The sequence below is a fragment of the Pseudomonas putida genome (assembly GCF_002025705.1).
GTDB classification, from domain to species: domain Bacteria; phylum Pseudomonadota; class Gammaproteobacteria; order Pseudomonadales; family Pseudomonadaceae; genus Aquipseudomonas; species Aquipseudomonas putida_J.
In genome coordinates this window covers 1,105,996-1,123,185 of record NZ_CP018846.1, presented here as the reverse complement: position 1 = coordinate 1,123,185, position 17,190 = coordinate 1,105,996, and the positions used below count along the sequence as shown (strand labels likewise).

General features: G+C 63.9%; 15 protein-coding genes. 7 read left to right on the top strand and 8 right to left on the bottom strand.

Going from position 1 to position 17,190, the window contains the following annotated elements:
- Window positions 1-9 precede the first annotated feature (9 nt).
- Complete coding sequence (locus BUQ73_RS05170; RefSeq protein WP_027918170.1) at window positions 10-534, bottom strand: DUF2059 domain-containing protein; 525 nt, start codon at window positions 532-534, stop codon at window positions 10-12.
- Between the two features lie 155 nt (window positions 535-689).
- Between BUQ73_RS05170 and BUQ73_RS05165 the strand changes: the two genes are divergently transcribed.
- Window positions 690-2,084 carry a class II fumarate hydratase gene (locus BUQ73_RS05165; protein WP_079226941.1) on the top strand — a complete coding sequence of 465 codons (1,395 nt, stop codon included), beginning with the start codon at window positions 690-692 and terminating at the stop codon, window positions 2,082-2,084.
- Window positions 2,085-2,242: 158 nt separating this feature from the next.
- On the opposite strand, the gene BUQ73_RS05160 is transcribed toward BUQ73_RS05165, so the two are convergent.
- Together BUQ73_RS05160 and pap are read right to left on the bottom strand one after the other, a co-directional pair.
- Window positions 2,243-3,205, bottom strand: a complete 963-nt coding sequence (locus BUQ73_RS05160) for a DMT family transporter (protein ID WP_079226940.1) — start codon at window positions 3,203-3,205, stop codon at window positions 2,243-2,245.
- A gap of 117 nt (window positions 3,206-3,322) precedes the next feature.
- On the bottom strand, window positions 3,323-4,816 hold the full coding sequence (pap, locus tag BUQ73_RS05155) for a polyphosphate:AMP phosphotransferase (protein WP_079226939.1): 1,494 nt from the start codon (window positions 4,814-4,816) through the stop codon (window positions 3,323-3,325).
- A gap of 106 nt (window positions 4,817-4,922) precedes the next feature.
- Between pap and mnmC the strand changes: the two genes are divergently transcribed.
- The 5 genes from mnmC (at window position 4,923) to BUQ73_RS05130 (ending at window position 12,401) form a co-directional block, all read left to right on the top strand.
- Window positions 4,923-6,890: a bifunctional tRNA (5-methylaminomethyl-2-thiouridine)(34)-methyltransferase MnmD/FAD-dependent 5-carboxymethylaminomethyl-2-thiouridine(34) oxidoreductase MnmC gene (gene mnmC / locus BUQ73_RS05150; protein WP_079226938.1), complete on the top strand. Its 1,968-nt coding sequence runs from the start codon at window positions 4,923-4,925 to the stop codon at window positions 6,888-6,890.
- A gap of 409 nt (window positions 6,891-7,299) precedes the next feature.
- Window positions 7,300-9,087 carry an N-acetylglutaminylglutamine amidotransferase gene (locus BUQ73_RS05145; RefSeq protein WP_079226937.1) on the top strand — a complete coding sequence of 596 codons (1,788 nt, stop codon included), beginning with the start codon at window positions 7,300-7,302 and terminating at the stop codon, window positions 9,085-9,087.
- A gap of 3 nt (window positions 9,088-9,090) precedes the next feature.
- Entirely contained in the window at window positions 9,091-10,836 is a 1,746-nt protein-coding gene (gene ngg, locus BUQ73_RS05140; RefSeq protein ID WP_079226936.1) for an N-acetylglutaminylglutamine synthetase, read from the top strand.
- Window positions 10,837-10,933: 97 nt separating this feature from the next.
- Entirely contained in the window at window positions 10,934-12,118 is a 1,185-nt protein-coding gene (locus BUQ73_RS05135; protein ID WP_079226935.1) for an osmoprotectant NAGGN system M42 family peptidase, read from the top strand.
- Window positions 12,119-12,173: 55 nt separating this feature from the next.
- On the top strand, window positions 12,174-12,401 hold the full coding sequence (locus BUQ73_RS05130; RefSeq protein WP_079226934.1) for a YheU family protein: 228 nt from the start codon (window positions 12,174-12,176) through the stop codon (window positions 12,399-12,401).
- Window positions 12,402-12,439: 38 nt separating this feature from the next.
- On the opposite strand, the gene csrA is transcribed toward BUQ73_RS05130, so the two are convergent.
- Window positions 12,440-12,622, bottom strand: coding sequence for a carbon storage regulator CsrA (gene csrA, locus BUQ73_RS05125; protein ID WP_079226933.1), 183 nt, complete (start codon window positions 12,620-12,622; stop codon window positions 12,440-12,442).
- 127 nt (window positions 12,623-12,749) lie between these two features.
- Window positions 12,750-13,559: an SDR family oxidoreductase gene (locus BUQ73_RS05120; protein ID WP_079226932.1), complete on the bottom strand. Its 810-nt coding sequence runs from the start codon at window positions 13,557-13,559 to the stop codon at window positions 12,750-12,752.
- Between the two features lie 250 nt (window positions 13,560-13,809).
- On the opposite strand from BUQ73_RS05120, the gene BUQ73_RS05115 reads away from it, so the two are divergent.
- A complete protein-coding gene (locus tag BUQ73_RS05115; RefSeq protein WP_012271016.1) occupies window positions 13,810-13,962 on the top strand; it encodes a DUF3309 family protein in 153 nt (50 codons plus the stop codon).
- 52 nt (window positions 13,963-14,014) lie between these two features.
- Here the strand turns inward: BUQ73_RS05115 and BUQ73_RS05110 are convergent, their stop codons facing one another.
- The 3 genes from BUQ73_RS05110 to BUQ73_RS05100 form a co-directional block, all read right to left on the bottom strand.
- Window positions 14,015-15,679 (bottom strand): cation acetate symporter, encoded by a 1,665-nt coding sequence (locus tag BUQ73_RS05110; RefSeq protein WP_079226931.1) that lies wholly within the window; start codon window positions 15,677-15,679, stop codon window positions 14,015-14,017.
- The gene (locus BUQ73_RS05105) at window positions 15,676-15,987 is read right to left on the bottom strand and encodes a DUF485 domain-containing protein (protein ID WP_027918159.1); all 312 of its coding nucleotides are present in this window, start codon (window positions 15,985-15,987) and stop codon (window positions 15,676-15,678) included. The genes BUQ73_RS05110 and BUQ73_RS05105 overlap by 4 nt, the downstream gene beginning before the upstream one ends.
- A 222-nt stretch (window positions 15,988-16,209) precedes the next feature.
- Window positions 16,210-17,070 (bottom strand): glycine betaine ABC transporter substrate-binding protein, encoded by an 861-nt coding sequence (locus BUQ73_RS05100; RefSeq protein WP_079226930.1) that lies wholly within the window; start codon window positions 17,068-17,070, stop codon window positions 16,210-16,212.
- Window positions 17,071-17,190: the final 120 nt, after the last annotated feature.

Here is a 17,190-nt window from a genome sequence, read left to right as displayed (position 1 = left end):
GGTTATGGCTCACTTCTTGGCCGGGGCGGCGGCCTTGCCAGCATTCGGGTCCAGCTCCTTGGTCATGTCGTCGAGCAGCTTGTTGACCACCGGCACGGCCGGTTCCAGGCTGGTCTGGGTCAGCTGGGCCGACTGCTGGGTGACCTTCGGCATTTCACGCAGGACTTTCTTGCCCAGCGGCGACTCGTAGAACTTGACCAGGTCCTTGAGCTCTTGCTCGGTGAAAGTCTGGGTGTACAGGTCGACCATCTTCGGCTTCAGCTTGTTCCAGCCAATGGCGTTGTCCAGCGCGGCATTAGCCTTGGCCTGGTAGCTCTCGAGCACCGGCTGCTTGGAGGCCGGGGCCTTGGTCTGGGCGAAACGCTGGGCAAACATCTGCTGGACCTGCATGTACACCGGAGTGCCCAGCTTGTCGGCATTGGCCAGGGTCAGGAATTTCTCGGCGGCAGCGTTGTGGCTGGCGGTGGCAGCGAGTACCTGGCCGCTGGCACAGGCCAGGGCAACGGCAGCACAGAGGACACGAAGACGGGTCATTGCATTTCCTTCAAGGAGGGGGAGGCGGTACCTCAGAGTAGAGCATTCTGCTCCCGCAGGGGTGCAGCGCTCAAGTGGCACGACGAGCGAATGAACCGCTCGCACGCATGAGGGCCTAAACTGCTGATTCTGACTGACAAAGGAGTGAACGCAGCATGAGCCGTATCGAGACAGACAGCCTGGGCCCGGTCGAAGTTCCTGAGCACGCCTACTGGGGCGCGCAGACCCAGCGCTCGCTGATCAACTTTGCCATTGGCAAGGAACGCATGCCGCTCGCGGTGCTGCACGCCCTGGCACTCATCAAGAAAGCCGCCGCGCGGGTCAACGACCGCAACGGCGACCTGCCTGCCGACATCGCCCGGCTTATCGAACAGGCCGCCGACGAAGTGCTCGACGGCGAACATGACGACCAGTTCCCGCTGGTGGTGTGGCAGACCGGCAGCGGCACCCAGAGCAACATGAACGTCAACGAGGTGATCGCCGGGCGCGCCAACGAGCTGGCCGGCAAGGGCCGCGGTGGCAAGGTGCCGGTGCACCCCAACGACCACGTCAACCGCTCGCAGAGTTCCAACGACTGCTTCCCCACCGCCATGCACATCGCCGCCGCCCAGGCGGTGCATGAAAAACTGCTGCCGGCGATTGCCGAGCTTTCATCGGGGCTGGCCGAGCTGTCGGCGCGCCACAGCAAGCTGGTCAAGACCGGCCGCACGCACATGATGGACGCCACGCCGATCACCTTCGGCCAGGAAGTTTCGGCCTTCGTCGCCCAGCTCGACTACGCCCAGCGCGCCATCCGCGCCACCTTGCCGGCGGTGTGCGAGCTGGCCCAGGGCGGTACGGCCGTGGGCACAGGGCTGAACGCCCCGCATGGTTTTGCCGAAGCCGTGGCCGCCGAACTGGCCGCCCTCTCCGGCCTGCCCTTCATCACTGCCCCCAACAAGTTCGCCGCCCTCGCCGGCCATGAGCCGCTGACCAGCCTGGCTGGTGCGCTGAAGACCCTGGCGGTGGCGCTGATGAAAATCGCCAATGACCTGCGCCTGCTTGGCTCGGGCCCGCGTGCGGGGCTGGCCGAAGTACGCCTGCCAGCTAACGAGCCGGGCAGCTCGATCATGCCAGGCAAGGTCAACCCGACCCAATGCGAAGCGCTGTCGATGCTGGCCTGCCAGGTACTGGGCAACGATGCGGCGATCGGCTTTGCCGCGAGCCAGGGGCACCTGCAACTGAACGTGTTCAAGCCGGTGATCATCCACAACCTGCTGCAGTCGGTCGAGCTGCTGGCCGATGGCTGCCGCAACTTCCAGCAGCATTGCGTGGCCGGAATCGAACCGGATGCCGAGCAGATGGCCGCGCACCTGGAGCGTGGCCTGATGCTGGTGACGGCTTTGAACCCGCACATTGGCTATGACAAGGCAGCCGAGATTGCCAAGAAGGCCTATGGCGAGGGCAAGACCCTGCGCGAAGCGGCGCTGGAGTTGAAGTACCTGACCAATGAGCAGTTCGACCAGTGGGTAAGGCCGGAGAACATGCTGGCGCCGGGCGGCAAGGGCTGAGCCGACCTAGTGCCACTTCGCGGTCAATGTGGGAGCGGCCTTGCGTCGCGAAAGGGCTGCAAAGCAGCCCCAGCAATACATGCATCGGTGCAGAAATCCTGGGGCCGCTTTGCGGCCCTTTCGCGACGCAAGGCCGCTCCCACAAAGTGCGCGCTGGCTTATTGAATTTGCGCCAACCGCGCTCTTCTGGCTTTCCACCCAGCCACCAGCGACGGCCCCAGGGCCACAAGGGTCGACCCCGCCACCACCGTCACCGCCCCGACATACCCCAGGGCATTGATGTCTTCGGCCTGCACATACTCTGGCCACACCACGGCCGCAAGTGCCACCGCGACAAAGGTCACCAGCGGAGTCAGCGCCAGCGTGGCACTCACCCGCGACGCCTCCCAATGCGCCAGCGCCTCGGCAAACGCGCCGTAGGCCACCAGGGTGTTCAGGCAGCAGGCCAGCAGCAGCCAACCCTGCACCGGGGTCAATTGCAGCGCCTCCAGCGGGTGCACCCAAGGCGTCAGCAGTGCCGCACAGCTCAGGTAGATGACCATCATCACCTGTTGCGAATGCCACACCGTCAACAGCTGCTTCTGGCTCAGGGCATAGAACACCCAGATGCTGGTGGCCAGCAAAACAGTCAGGACGCCCGTGGTGTAGGTGCCCAGCGAGGTCAGCAGCTCTTCAAGGCGCTGGTTGAAGAACAGGCCAAAACCGCACAGCAGCACCAGCAAGCCAATGCCCTGCCCCAGGCTGAAACGCTCCTTGAACACGAACACGCTGGCCACCAGCAACAGGACCGGGCCGATCTGCACCACCAACTGGGCAGTGCCGGGGCTCAGCAGGTTCAGACCGATCAGGTACAGCACGTAGTTGCCCATCAGGCCAGCCACGGCCACCGCCACCAGGCCTTTGCCCCTGGGCGCCAGTTTGCGCAACGAAGGCAGACGCCGCTGGGCGGCCAGCCAGGCGAACAGCAAGCCGCCGGAGACCAGAAGGCGGTACCACGTCACGGTCGCCGGGTCGACCACCTGCAAGACCTGCTTGAGTTTGATCGGCAGGATGCCCCAGAGCAGCGCGGTCAACAGTGCCAGGAACAGGCCATAGCCCCAGCGGCCGGAAGTTGTGTGCATACAGTCCTCGAATAAGCCCGTGGTGGGGGTTACCGAATTCTAAGGGCTTGAAGCACAGGGCCGGAGGAAAATACCGGGAAATAAATTCATCGGGTCATTCCCTGATGGCATGCCTGGTCATTTCTTGTGCTTGGCGAAGGCCGCCTCCAAGGCTTCATTGACTGTGCGCAGCACCTTCACTCGCGCCCAGCGCTTGTCGTTGGCTTCAACCAGCGTCCAAGGTGCGATCTCGCTGCTGGTACGGTCGACCATGTCACCCACGGCCTGGGTGTAATCGTCCCACTTTTCACGGTTGCGCCAATCGTCTTCGGTGATCTTGTAGCGCTTGAACGGAATCTGCTCACGCTCTTCAAAGCGCTCCAGCTGGGTCTGCTGGTCGATCGCAAGCCAGAACTTGACCACCACCACACCGGCATTCACCAGTTGCTCTTCGAAATCGTTGATTTCGGTGTAGGCACGCATCCAGTCGGCCGGGCTACAGAAACCTTCCACCCGCTCCACCAGTACCCGGCCATACCAGGAGCGGTCGAAGATGGTGAATTTGCCGCGTGCCGGAATGTGCCGCCAGAAGCGCCACAGGTACGGCTGTGCACGCTCTTCTTCAGTGGGCGCGGCAATCGGCACGATGCGGTACTGACGCGGGTCCAGCGCTGCCGCCACGCGGCGGATGGCACCGCCCTTGCCTGCGGCGTCGTTGCCTTCGAACACCGCCACCAGGGCATGCCGACGCATGCGCTTGTCACGCAGCAGGCCGGCCAGGCGGGCTTGCTCGGTGACCAGTTGTTCCTGATAGTCGTGCTTGTCCAGGCGCAAGGTCATGTCCAGCGCGCCGAGCAGGCTGCGTTTGTCGATGCTCTGGCCCAGCGGGGCGACGTTGGCCTGGTGCTTGCCCTTTGGGTTGTTGGCCAGGGCCGCCTGCAGGCTCTCCAGCAAGATGCGCCCCACCGCCAGGCTGCGGTAGTTCGGGTCGACCCCTTCGACGATATGCCACGGTGCATAGTCGCGGCTGGTACGGCGCAGCACGCGCTCGCCAAAGCGCACGAAACGGTCGTAGGTTTCCGACTGCTGCCAGTCCAGCGGGCTGATCTTCCAGCTGTGCAGCGGGTCGTCCTTGAGCGATTTCAGGCGCGCCTTCATCTGCTTCTTGGACAGGTGGAACCAGAACTTGATGATCAGCGCGCCTTCGTCGCAAAGCATCTCTTCGAGCCGTTCGGCACCGGTGATCGCCTGGTCGAGCACGGCATCCTTGAAGTGGCCATGCACCCGGCCCTGGAGCATCTGGCTGTACCAGTTGCCGAAGAACACGCCCATCCGCCCTTTGGGCGGCAGCGCACGCCAGTAGCGCCAGGCCGGTGGCCGGGCCAGTTCTTCGTCGGTCTGCTGGTCGAAAGTAAGCACGTCGATCATGCGCGGGTCCATCCACTCGTTGAGCAGCTTGACCGTTTCGCCCTTGCCGGCGCCTTCGATGCCGTTGATCAGCACGATCACCGGGAACCGCGCCTGTTGCTTGAGTTCGTACTGGGCTTCGAGCAGCGCCTCGCGCAAGGCGGGGACTTCTGCTTCGTAGGTTTCCTTGTCGATGCTGTGACCGATTTCCGCGGATTCGAACATGCACTGGCTCCTTCATTGGATAAGCAAGACTAGCGGATTTGCGTTGTACCTGTGCAAACCCGGTAGATGACATAAAATCCGCACATCCGCTGCAACCGAGCCAACCATGTCCACCCTTCTTCAACACGCCCAGATCGACTGGGACGACCAGGGCCGCCCCCACTCGCGGCAGTATGACGACGTCTACTTCTCAAAAAACGAAGGCACCGACGAAACTCGCTACGTGTTCCTCGAGCAGACCCGCCTGGCGCAGCGCTTCGCCGACCTGGCGCCACACGGCTGCCTGGTAATCGGCGAGACCGGCTTTGGCACCGGCATGAACTTCTTCTGCGCCTGGCAGCTGTTCGCCGAACAGGCCCATGCCGATGCGCGCCTGCACTTCATCAGTGTCGAGAAGTACCCGCTCGGTCATGACGACATGGCCCGCGCCGTGCGCCTGTGGCCTGAGATGGCGGCCTTCACCGAGCCGTTCCTGGCACAGTACGTGGCGGTTCACCCCGGCTTCCAGCAGTTCAGCTTCGACAATGGCCGGGTCACCCTGACCCTGCTGATCGGTGATGTACTGGAGCAACTGCCGCAGCTCGACGCGCGCATCGACGTGTGGTTCCTCGACGGCTTCGCACCCGCAAAGAACCCCGACATGTGGACCCCCGAGCTGTTCGCGCAACTGGCGCGGCTGGCTCACGCCGGTACCGCACTGGGGACCTTCACCACCACCGGCTGGGTACGCCGCGGGTTGATCGATGCCGGATTCACCATGAAGAAGATCCCCGGCATCGGCAAAAAGTGGGAGGTGATGAGTGGCGTATACACCGGGCACGCATCAGCGGCCGTCGCTGCCCCCTGGTACGCCCGCCCCGCCCCCGTGGCAGGCCCGCGCCAGGCACTGGTGATCGGTGCCGGCCTGGCGGGCAGTGCCAGTGCTGCCAGCCTGGCCGCACGCGGCTGGCAAGTAACGGTGCTGGAACGTCACGCGGCTCCCGCGCAGGAGGCTTCGGGCAACCCACAGGGCGTGCTTTACCTGAAACTGTCCGCCCATGGCACCGCCCTGTCGCAGATGATCCTGGCCGGCTTCGGCTACACCCGGCGCCAGCTGGAGCAGTTGCAGCGCGGCCAGGACTGGGACGCTTGCGGCGTGCTGCAGCTGGCCTTCGACAGCAAGGAAGGCGAGCGCCAGGCCAAGCTTGCCGAGGCCTTCGACAGCAGCCTGCTGCGTGCACTGGAGCAGGCTGAAGCCGAGGCAATTGCCGGGGTGGCGCTGCCTGCCGGTGGCCTGTTCTACCCGCAAGGTGGCTGGGTGCACCCACCCGCCTTGTGCCAGGCGCAGCTGCAGCACCCGAACATTCGCCTTCAACTCCACCAGGATGTGCTCGAACTGCGCAAGGCCGACGGCCTGTGGCAGGCGTGGGAGGGTGAGCGCTTGCTGGCCAGCGCGCCGCTGGTGGTGCTGGCCGGGGCCGCCGATGTGCGCCGCTTCGCGCCCTGCGCGCAGCTGCCGCTCAAGCGTATTCGCGGGCAGATCACCCGCCTGCCGGCCACCGAGGCCAGCCGTGCATTGCGCACCGTGGTTTGTGCCGATGGCTACGTCGCACCGCCCCGGCATGATGAACACACCTTGGGCGCCAGCTTCGACTTCCACAGCGACGACCTGACCCCGACGGAAGCGGAGCACCAGGGCAACCTGGCGTTGCTGGACGAGATTTCCACCGACCTGGCCTCGCACCTGGGTGCAGGGGCACTCGACGCCACGCAGTTGCAAGGCCGTGCGGCGTTTCGTTGCACCAGCCCGGATTACCTGCCGATTGTCGGGCCGCTGGCCGACCCGGCGCTGTTCGCCGAGGCTTATGCGGTGCTCGGCAAGGATGCGCGGCAGGTGCCGGAGGTGGCGTGCCCGTGGCTGGAAGGGTTGTATGTGAACAGTGGGCATGGCTCGCGGGGGTTGATCACGGCGCCGTTGAGTGGCGAGCTGATTGCCGCCTGGGCCAGTGGTGAGCCGCTGCCGTTGCCGCGGGCGGTGGCTGAGGCCTGCCATCCCAATCGGTTCATGTTGCGCAAGCTGATTCGCGGGCAGTGAGAAGGGTTGGCGCGGTATGACGATACGTTTGCAACGCCTGTGAAACCGAGCGCCGCCCGCGCGGCGCATCGCGGATGAATCCGCTCCTACATTTGTTGCAACGTGGCCATGCCTGTAAGGCCATGGTTGTCAGCCGTTTGTAGGGCTCAAGCCTTGCGCCAGGGCTGGCAACCATGGCGTTACAGGTTCGGCACGTTGCAACAAATGTAGGAGCGGATTCATCCGCGATGCGCCGCGCGGGCGGCGCTCGATCTCGATGCCCACACAGAACGATCGTCAAACACTTCCACCCCCCACCACTGCTTATAACAGATCGATCTAAAACTCCCACAAACCACACAGGTCAGTTCCTTACAGGGTGCCCTAATCCGGGGCACTCATTCCCCAACGGAAAAACCGGTAAGGACTTATGTGCGGATTAGCAGGAGAGTTGCGTTTCACCCCCATCGACCAAGCCCCTCGCCCAGCCGACCTGGCTGCGGTAGAGCGCATCACCCATCACTTGGCGCCCCGAGGCCCAGACGCCTGGGGCTTCCATAGCCAAGGCCCGATCGCCCTCGGCCATCGCCGGCTGAAGATCATGGACCTGTCCGACGGCTCGGCGCAGCCGATGGTCGACAACACTCTGGGCCTGTCGCTGGCCTTCAACGGCGCCATCTACAACTTCCCCGAACTGCGCCAGGAGCTGCAGGATCTGGGCTACAGCTTCTGGTCCGAAGGCGACACCGAGGTGTTGCTCAAGGGTTACCACGCCTGGGGCGCGGCCTTGCTGCCCAAGCTCAATGGCATGTTCGCCCTGGCCATCTGGGAGCGCGACAACCAGCGCCTGTTCCTGGCCCGCGACCGCCTCGGCGTCAAGCCGCTGTACCTGTCGCGCAACGGCGAGCGCCTGCGCTTCGCCTCGACCTTGCCGGCACTGCTCAAGGGTGGCGACATCGACCCGATGATCGACCCCGTGGCGCTCAACCACTACCTCAACTTCCATGCCGTGGTACCGGCGCCACGCACGTTGCTGGCCAACGTACAGAAGCTCGAACCCGGGACCTGGATGCGCATCGACCGCCACGGTGAAGTCGAACGCCAGACCTGGTGGCAGCTGCACTATGGCCCCAACCCGGACGAGCGCGACCTCGACCTGGAAGGCTGGACCACCCGCGTGCTCGACGCCACCCGCGATGCCGTGGCGATCCGCCAGCGCGCAGCCGTGGACGTTGGTGTGCTGCTGTCTGGCGGTGTCGACTCCAGCCTGCTGGTCGGCCTGCTGCGCGAAGTCGGCGTAGATGACCTGTCGACCTTCTCCATCGGCTTCGAGGATGCCGGCGGCGAACGCGGCGACGAGTTCCAGTACTCCGACCTGATCGCCAAGCATTACGGCACCCGCCACCACCAACTGCGCATCGCCGAGCACGAGATCATCGAGCAGTTGCCAGCCGCCTTCCGCGCCATGAGCGAGCCGATGGTCAGCCATGACTGCATCGCCTTCTACCTGCTGTCGCGGGAAGTGGCCAAGCATTGCAAGGGCGTGCAGAGCGGCCAGGGCGCCGACGAGCTGTTCGCCGGTTACCACTGGTACCCGAAAGTGAATGGCGCCGAGGATGCCTTCGCCGCCTACCGTGACGCCTTCTTCGACCGCAGCCACGACGAGTACCGCGACACCGTCCAGGCTCCTTGGCTGCTGGAAACCGACGCTGCTGGCGACTTCGTCCGCGAGCACTTCGCCCGCCCTGGCGCACCCGATGCCGTGGATAAGGCACTGCGCCTGGACAGCACGGTGATGCTGGTCGACGACCCGGTCAAACGGGTCGACAACATGACCATGGCCTGGGGCCTGGAAGCACGCACGCCGTTCCTCGACTACCGCCTGGTCGAGCTGTCAGCGCGTATTCCGGCACGCTTCAAGCTGCCCGACGGTGGCAAGCAGGTGCTCAAACAGGCCGCACGGCGGGTGATCCCCCACGAAGTGATCGACCGCAAGAAGGGCTACTTCCCGGTGCCCGGCCTCAAGCACCTGGAAGGTGCGACCCTGGGCTGGGTGCGCGACCTGCTGACCGACCCGAGCCAGGACCGTGGCCTGTTCAACCCGGCCATGCTCGACCGCCTGCTGAGCAACCCGCACGGCCAGCTCACCCCGCTGCGCGGCTCCAAGCTGTGGCAGCTGGCGGCCCTGAACCTGTGGCTCAGCGAACAAGGAATCTGACCGATGAAAGCCCACGAAATCGCTTACGGTCAGCGCCTTCTGCGCGGCCAGGCGCCGTCCTACGAGCGCCTGCAGGCGCGCTTGGCCGGCGACGGCAGCGAGCCCCACGACCAGCCGCGGGCCTTGCACTGTGGCTGGGGCCGCCTGCTGATCGGCCACACCTACCCGGACGCCGCCAGCCTGGCCGCCGCGCTGCAGGACGAACGCCCCGGCGAGCGCGACATCGCCCTGTACGTGGCGGCGCCCCAGCAGTTGCTGGCGCAGGCACCGCAGCAACTGTTTCTCGACCCTTCCGACACCCTGCGCCTGTGGTTCACCGACTACCGCCCGGCGCAACGGGTGTTCCGCGGTTTCCGCGTGCGCCGGGCGCAGAACCCCGGCGATTGGCAGGCGATCAACACTTTGTATCAGGCGCGCGGCATGCTGCCGGTCGACCCCGAACTGGTTACCCCGCGCCACCTCGGTGGCCCGGTGTACTGGCTGGCCGAGGATGAAGACAGCGGCGCGGTAATCGGCAGCGTCATGGGGCTGAACCACAGCAAGGCGTTCGACGACCCCGAACACGGCAGCAGCCTGTGGTGCCTCGCCGTGGACCCGCAGTGCACCCGCCCGGGCGTTGGCGAGGTGCTGGTACGTCACCTGATCGAACACTTCATGAGCCGTGGCCTGACGTATCTGGACCTGTCGGTGCTGCACGACAATCGCCAGGCCAAACGCCTGTACGAGAAGCTTGGTTTTCGCAACCTGCCGACCTTCGCGGTCAAGCGCAGGAATGGCATCAACCAGCAACTGTTTCTCGGCCCCGGCCCGGAAGCCAGCCTCAATCCCTACGCCCGCATCATCGTCGACGAGGCCTTGCGCCGTGGCATCGAGGTGCAGGTCGACGACGCCGCTGGCGGCCTGTTCACGCTTAGCCTCGGTGGCCGCCGCATCCGCTGCCGCGAGTCGCTGAGCGACCTGACCAGCGCGGTGACCATGACCCTGTGCCAGGACAAGCGCCTGACCCAGAAAGCCCTGCACAACGCCGGGCTGCAGGTGCCGGCGCAGCAGCTGGCCGGCAATGCTGACGACAACCTGGCGTTTCTCGACGAGCATGGCGCAGTGGTGGTCAAGCCGGTGGATGGCGAACAGGGCCAGGGCGTGGCGGTCAACCTGACCTGCATCGAGGAAGTGACCCAGGCCGTGGAAAATGCCCGCCGCTTCGACAGCCGCGTGCTGCTGGAGAGCTTCCATGCCGGCAGCGACCTGCGCATCCTGGTGATTGGTTATGAGGTGGTGGCAGCGGCGATTCGCCACCCGGCCCAGGTGATCGGTGATGGCAAGCACACTGTCCGCCAGCTGATCGAGGCGCAGAGTCGTCGGCGCCAGGCGGCAACCGGTGGCGAAAGCCGCATACCGCTGGATGACGAGACCGAGCGTACCCTGCTCGGCGTGGGCCTGGGTTACGACGATGTGTTGCCGGCCGGCCAACGCCTGGCGGTGCGGCGCACAGCCAACCTGCATACCGGTGGCACACTGGAGGACGTGACCGAACGCCTGCACCCGGTGTTGGCCGATGCAGCGGTACGTGCGGCGCGAGCGCTGGAAATCCCGGTGGTGGGCCTGGACTTCATGGTCCGCGATGCCGAGCACCCGGATTACGTGATCATCGAAGCCAACGAGCGCGCCGGGCTGGCCAACCACGAACCGCAGCCGACGGCTGAACGGTTTGTCGACCTGCTGTTCCCGCATAGCCGGCCTCTGGCATGACACATCAATGGCCTCTTCGCCGTTCTCAGGGGATGTGAGATTCCTGTGGGAGCGGGTTCACCCGCGAAGAGGCCAGTACAGGAAACGAGGAATCCCCATGACCGAACGACTCCCCGAACCCGACCTCGACTACCTCAAGCGCGTCCTCCTGGAGATGCTCGCCATCCCCAGCCCGACCGGTTTCACCGACACCATCGTACGCTACGTGGCCGAACGCCTGGATGAACTGGGCATCCCCTTCGAGCTGACCCGCCGCGGCACCATCCGCGCTACCCTCAAAGGCCGGCAGAGTTCGCCCGACCGCGCCGTGTCGGCCCACCTCGACACCATCGGCGCCAGCGTACGCCAATTGCAGGACAACGGCCGCCTGGCCCTGGCTCCGGTGGGCTGCTGGTCAAGCCGCTTCGCCGAGGGCAGCCGGGTCAGCGTGTTCACCGACACAGGCGTGTTCCGCGGCAGCGTGCTGCCGCTGATGGCCAGCGGGCACGCCTTCAACACTGCGATCGACCAGATGCCGGTCAGCTGGGAACACGTCGAGGTGCGCCTGGACGCCTACTGCACCACCCGCGCCGACTGTGAAGCACTCGGCATTGCCATCGGTGACTTCGTCGCCTTCGACCCGCTGCCGGAGTTCACCGAAAGTGGCCACATCAGTGCCCGCCACCTGGACGACAAAGCTGGCGTGGCAGCCCTGCTGGCGGCACTCAAGGCAGTGGTGGAAAGTGGCCGTCAACCGCTGATCGACTGCCATCCGCTGTTCACCATCACCGAAGAAACCGGCTCTGGCGCCGCCGCTGCCCTGCCCTGGGATGTCAGCGAGTTCGTCGGCATCGACATCGCCCCGGTCGCCCCCGGCCAGGCCTCCAGCGAGCATGCGGTGAGCGTGGCCATGCAGGATTCGTCCGGGCCGTACGATTACCACCTGTCACGCCACTTGCTGAAGCTGGCCGGCGACCGGGATGTCCCGGTGCGCCGCGACCTGTTCCGCTATTACTTCAGCGATGCGCACTCGGCCGTGACTGCCGGGCATGACATCCGTACCGCGCTGGTGGCGTTCGGCTGCGATGCCACTCATGGCTATGAGCGTACCCATATCGACAGCCTGGCCGCGCTCAGCCGCCTGCTCTCGGCCTACCTGCTCAGCCCGCCAGTGTTCGCCAGCGATTCGCAACCGGCCAATGCCTCGCTCGAGCGCTTCAGCCACCAGCTGGAGCACGATACACAGATGGAGAGCGACACCCGGGTGCCGGCCGTGGACAGCCTGGTAGGAAACAAAAGCTGATGGCTGCAGAATCGCGTAGCATGCAAGGCTTGATGAACAAGACCGTGCGCTGCCCATGCTGATCCCCTACGACCAACTGCAAGCCGAAACACTGACCAGCCTGATCGAGGACTTCGTCACCCGCGACGGCACCGACAACGGCGACGACACCCCGCTGGAAACCCGCGTGCTGCGGGTGCGCCAGGCGTTGGCCAAGGGCCAGGCGTTCATCCTTTTCGACCTGGAGAGCCAGCAGTGCCAGTTGCTCGCCAAGCATGATGTGCCCCGCGAACTGCTCGACTGACATCGAGCAGTTCGCGGGTGCTGTAGGATCGGCGCGGGTCAATCAGCCTTGCGCTCTGCCGCCGCCTTGATGCGCCGATAGACTTCGGCCCGGTGCACCGACACATTGCGCGGTGCCTCCACGCCAAAACGCACCATGCCATTGCGCGACTCCACCACCTTGATCCGAATATCGTCACCAACAGTGATGACTTCGCCTACTTCACGCCCAATCACCAACATGCTCCGGTCCTCTCGCAACAGGAAAAACCGCAGAGTGCTTGGGGATATTCGTCTGGACAATACTTCACCAGCAATTCAGAGCAAACCTACAAGGCCCGGTAATTTCTCCTACAGACAACGCCTGCAATCAGCGAGGTTGCGCCTTGGCCCGCATTTTTACCGCCATGTCCGCCATTTCTTCGTACAGCCGCTCTGGCGCCTGGCGTTTGAGTTGCCAGGCTTGGCGCCCGGCCTCATGGGGCAGGATCAGGAACTCACCCGCCGCGACGTGCTGGTGGATGTAGTCGGCAATATCCGCCGCACTGATCGGCGAGCCCTCCAGGAGCTTGCCGACCTGAGCCTTCATCGCCGGGTTCGGCCCGCGGAAGGAGTCGAGCAAGTTGGTCTGGAAGAACGACGGGCATACCACATGCACCGCCACTTCAAGCTGGCGCAGCTCCACCAGCAGGCTCTCCGACAACGCCAGCACACCGGCCTTGGCAACGTTGTAGTTGCTCATCCCCGGCCCCTGCATCAGGGCCGCCATCGACGCCACGTTGATGATGCGCCCCTTGCTGCGCTCAAGCTGCGGCAGGAACGCCTTGCAGCCCTTGACTACGCCCATCAGGTTGACCGCGATCTGCCAGTCCCAGTCCTCCAGTGACAGCTCGGCGAAGAAGCCGCCAGAGGCGACACCGGCGTTGTTGACGATCACATCGATGCCGCCGAACCTTTCTTCGCAGGCCTGGGCCAGGGCAGTGAGCTGGCTGTAGTCGCGCACGTCGCAGCGCTGGACGAAGCCATCGCCGCCTGCAGCCCGTGCCATTTCCAAGGTTTCGCGCAGGCCCGCTTCGTTGACATCGGCCAGCGCCAGGCGCCAGCCCTCGCGCGCCCAGCGCAGGGCGATCTCGCGGCCGAGGCCGGAGCCGGCGCCAGTGATCATGATGCGGTTTTGCATGGTGGCACGCCTTGTTCTGACAGGTTGTGCAACGAGTCTAATCAAGGCCTTGGTGGGAGGCAGGGTTCATCAGGATAGTGAATGGGCGGGCATGACCGCGTAGTCAGTGCCGGCCTTTTCGCGGCTAAAGCCGCGAAGAGGCCGGCACAGGCAGTATTCAAATGGAATCTTTCGCAAGCGGCAGCAGTCCGAATTAGCAAGAGGCCAGCAGTCCGAGGCCCTTGACCCTCAACCACGCAAGGACTCCGTCATGACCACGATTCTCATCATCATCCTGATCCTTCTGCTGATTGGTGGCTTACCGGTCTTCCCGCACTCGCGCAGCTGGGGCTATGGCCCATCCGGCATCGTCGGCGTGGTGCTGGTGATTCTGCTGGTGCTGTTGTTGCTAGGCATGATCTAGCCGGCACAAACGAAAAACCGCGCCGAGGCGCGGTTTTTCATTGCCGGATGGATCAGTGCGAAACGGCGCCGGAAGCCCCCAGGCCGGTCTGCGAGCGAACGAACTGCGGGAAGAACTTGGCACGTTCGTCATCCGCGGCCTTGGACTTGTCGGTGATCGAGAAGAACCAGATACCGACGAAGGCGATGATCATCGAGAACAGCGCTGGGTATTCGTACGGGTAGATGGCTTTTTCATGACCCAGGATCTGCACCCAGATGGTCGGGCCAAGGATCATCAGGCCAACCGCGCTCACCAGGCCCAGCCAGCCGCCGATCATGGCGCCGCGGGTGGTCAGCTTCTTCCAGTACATCGAGAGCAGCAGCACCGGGAAGTTGCAGCTGGCGGCGATGGAGAACGCCAGGCCGACCATGAAGGCGATGTTCTGCTTCTCGAACAGGATACCCAGGCCGATCGCCAGCACGCCAAGGGCGATGGTGGTGATCTTCGACACGCGGATCTCATCCTTGTCGTTGGCCTTGCCCTTGCGCCAGACGCTGGCGTACAGGTCGTGGGAAACCGCCGAGGCACCAGCCAGAGTCAGGCCGGCCACCACTGCCAGAATGGTGGCGAAAGCCACGGCCGAGATGAAGCCGAGGAACACGCTGCCACCCACGGCATCGGCCAGGTGCACCGCCGCCATGTTGTTGCCGCCGATCAGGGCGCCAGCGGCGTCCTTGAATTCCGGGTTGGTGCTGACCAGCAGGATTGCACCGAAGCCAATGATGAAGGTGAGGATGTAGAAGTAGCCAATGAAGCCGGTCGCGTACAGCACGCTCTTGCGTGCTTCCTTGGCGTCACTGACGGTGAAGAAGCGCATCAGGATGTGTGGCAGGCCAGCGGTACCGAACATCAGCGCCAGGCCCAGCGAGAATGCCGAGATCGGGTCCTTGACCAGGCCGCCCGGGCTCATGATCGCCTCGCCCTTGGCGTGTACCTTGATCGCTTCGGAGAACAGCGTGTTGAAGTCGAAGCCGACGTGCTTCATCACCATCAGCGCCATGAAGCTGGCACCGGACAGCAGCAGCACGGCCTTGATGATCTGTACCCAGGTGGTGGCCAGCATGCCGCCGAACAGCACGTACAGGCACATCAGGATACCCACCAGGATTACCGCGACGTGGTAGTCCAGGCCGAACAGCAGCTCGATCAGCTTGCCCGCGCCAACCATCTGCGCGATCAGGTAGAACGCCACCACCACCAGCGAACCGGATGCCGACAGGGTGCGGATTTCCTTCTGCCCGAGACGGTACGAGGCAACGTCGGCGAAGGTGTACTTGCCAAGGTTGCGCAGGCGTTCGGCAATCAGGAAGAGGATGATCGGCCATCCGACCAGGAAGCCGATCGAGTAGATCAGACCGTCGTAGCCGGAGGTGAACACCAGGGCGGAAATACCCAGGAACGAGGCCGCCGACATGTAGTCACCGGCAATCGCCAGGCCGTTCTGGAAACCGGTGATCTTGCCACCGGCAGCGTAGTAGTCCGCCGCCGACTTGTTGCGTTTGGAGGCCCAGTAGGTGATGCCGAGAGTGAAGGCGACGAAGGCCACGAACATGGCGATCGCCGGGACGTTCAGCGGTTGTTTCTGCACCTCGCCGGTCAGGGCATCGGCGGCCCACACGGCGGGCGCGAAGGCTCCGCAGGCCAGTACGGCCAAGGCTTTGGCGTGGCGAATCATTGTTGCGCCTCCTTCAGGATGGCCTTGTTCAGCTCATCGAACTCGCCGTTGGCGCGGCGCACGTAGATGGCAGTCAGGACAAATGCCGAAACGATCAGGCCGACGCCCAGGGGAATACCCCAGGTAATCGACGAGTCAGGGCTGAGCTTGGCGCCCAGTATCTGAGGACCGTAGGCGATCAGGAGGATGAAGGCGCAGTAGAGGCCGAGCATGATCGCCGAAAGAATCCAGGCGAACCGTTCACGTTTGCTGACCAGCTCCTTGAAGCGCGGGCTGTTTTGTATCGAGAGGTAAATGCTGTCGTTCATTGTTTTTGTCCTAGCAGCACAGGTAGGGGATGGAACCCACACCCTTACTTTATGCAGCTGTTGGACGCCAACCAGACGACCTTAGTCTTAGATGCAACGGTGTTTTACAGATTGCGTAACAAACTGACGGGCCTTTCGCGGATAAATCCGCTCCTACAGGCGTTGCATGCCCCTGTAGGAGCGGATTTATCCGCGATGAATCAAAACTGGCCCTAGCGGCAGTTACTTGCCAGTCCACTCCTTCACGCGATCCGGGTGCTTGGCCACCCAGTCCTTGGCCGCTGCCTCAGGCTTGGCGCCTTCCTGGATCGCCAGCATCACCTCGCCGATCTCATCCTTGGACTGCCAGCTGAACTTCTTCAGGAAGTCCGCCACTTCCGGTGCCTTGGTGGCCAGTTCCTTGCTGCCGATGCTGTTCACGGTCTCCGCCGCGCCATACACGCCTTTCGGGTCTTCGAGGAACTTCAGCTTCCACTTGGCGAACATCCAGTGCGGCACCCAGCCGGTCACTGCAATCGACTGCTGCTTGGCATACGCGCGGCCCAGCTCGGCGGTCATCGCCGCACCAGAACTGGCCTGCAGTTTGTAGCCGGTCAGGTCGTAATCCTTGATCGCCTGCTCGGTCTTGATCATCACCCCGGAGCCGGCATCGATACCGACAATCTTCTGCTTGAAGCTGCTGTCGGTCTTGAGGTCGGCAATGCTCGCGGCCTTGACGTACTCGGGGACGATCAGGCCGATCTTGGCATCCTTGAAGTTCGCGCCGTAGTCGACCACGTTGTCCTTGTTCTTGGCCCAGTATTCACCGTGGGTCACCGGCAGCCAGGCCGAGAGCATGGCGTCGAGCTTGCCGGTGGCCACACCCTGCCACATGATGCCGGTGGCCACCGCCTGCAGCTTCACGTCGTAGCCGAGTTTCTGCTTGATCACTTCCGCGGCCACGTTGGTGGTTGCCACACTGTCGGCCCACCCATCCACGTAACCAATGCTTACTTCTTTGGCCATGGCCTGTGCAGCGCCCATGGCCAATACCAGGGCGGTGCCCACACCCAGGAAACGGCGCATTCTTGTAAAAGTAGCCATCAAAGCATCCCCTCGTCAGGTCTTGGAGATTGCATCATCTTCCTGCCACAAAGGGCGACCTGCTCCCACTACGACCTGTACCTGCCCCATATGCGACAGCACTGTGCCATTAGCGGCATC

Bases quoted from the DNA above. Each gene is read 5' to 3' on its own strand.
- BUQ73_RS05145 (WP_079226937.1), top strand. From the start codon at position 7,300: ATGTGCGGATTAGCAGGAGAGTTGCGTTTCACCCCCATCGACCAAGCC.
- ngg (WP_079226936.1), top strand. From the start codon at position 9,091: ATGAAAGCCCACGAAATCGCTTACGGTCAGCGCCTTCTGCGCGGCCAG.
- BUQ73_RS05135 (WP_079226935.1), top strand. From the start codon at position 10,934: ATGACCGAACGACTCCCCGAACCCGACCTCGACTACCTCAAGCGCGTC.
- BUQ73_RS05165 (WP_079226941.1), top strand. From the start codon at position 690: ATGAGCCGTATCGAGACAGACAGCCTGGGCCCGGTCGAAGTTCCTGAG.
- BUQ73_RS05170 (WP_027918170.1), bottom strand. From the start codon at position 534: ATGACCCGTCTTCGTGTCCTCTGTGCTGCCGTTGCCCTGGCCTGTGCC.
- BUQ73_RS05130 (WP_079226934.1), top strand. From the start codon at position 12,174: ATGCTGATCCCCTACGACCAACTGCAAGCCGAAACACTGACCAGCCTG.
- BUQ73_RS05110 (WP_079226931.1), bottom strand. From the start codon at position 15,679: ATGATTCGCCACGCCAAAGCCTTGGCCGTACTGGCCTGCGGAGCCTTC.
- BUQ73_RS05105 (WP_027918159.1), bottom strand. From the start codon at position 15,987: ATGAACGACAGCATTTACCTCTCGATACAAAACAGCCCGCGCTTCAAG.
- BUQ73_RS05120 (WP_079226932.1), bottom strand. From the start codon at position 13,559: ATGCAAAACCGCATCATGATCACTGGCGCCGGCTCCGGCCTCGGCCGC.
- BUQ73_RS05115 (WP_012271016.1), top strand. From the start codon at position 13,810: ATGACCACGATTCTCATCATCATCCTGATCCTTCTGCTGATTGGTGGC.
- BUQ73_RS05100 (WP_079226930.1), bottom strand. From the start codon at position 17,070: ATGGCTACTTTTACAAGAATGCGCCGTTTCCTGGGTGTGGGCACCGCC.
- BUQ73_RS05160 (WP_079226940.1), bottom strand. From the start codon at position 3,205: ATGCACACAACTTCCGGCCGCTGGGGCTATGGCCTGTTCCTGGCACTG.
- pap (WP_079226939.1), bottom strand. From the start codon at position 4,816: ATGTTCGAATCCGCGGAAATCGGTCACAGCATCGACAAGGAAACCTAC.
- csrA (WP_079226933.1), bottom strand. From the start codon at position 12,622: ATGTTGGTGATTGGGCGTGAAGTAGGCGAAGTCATCACTGTTGGTGAC.
- mnmC (WP_079226938.1), top strand. From the start codon at position 4,923: ATGTCCACCCTTCTTCAACACGCCCAGATCGACTGGGACGACCAGGGC.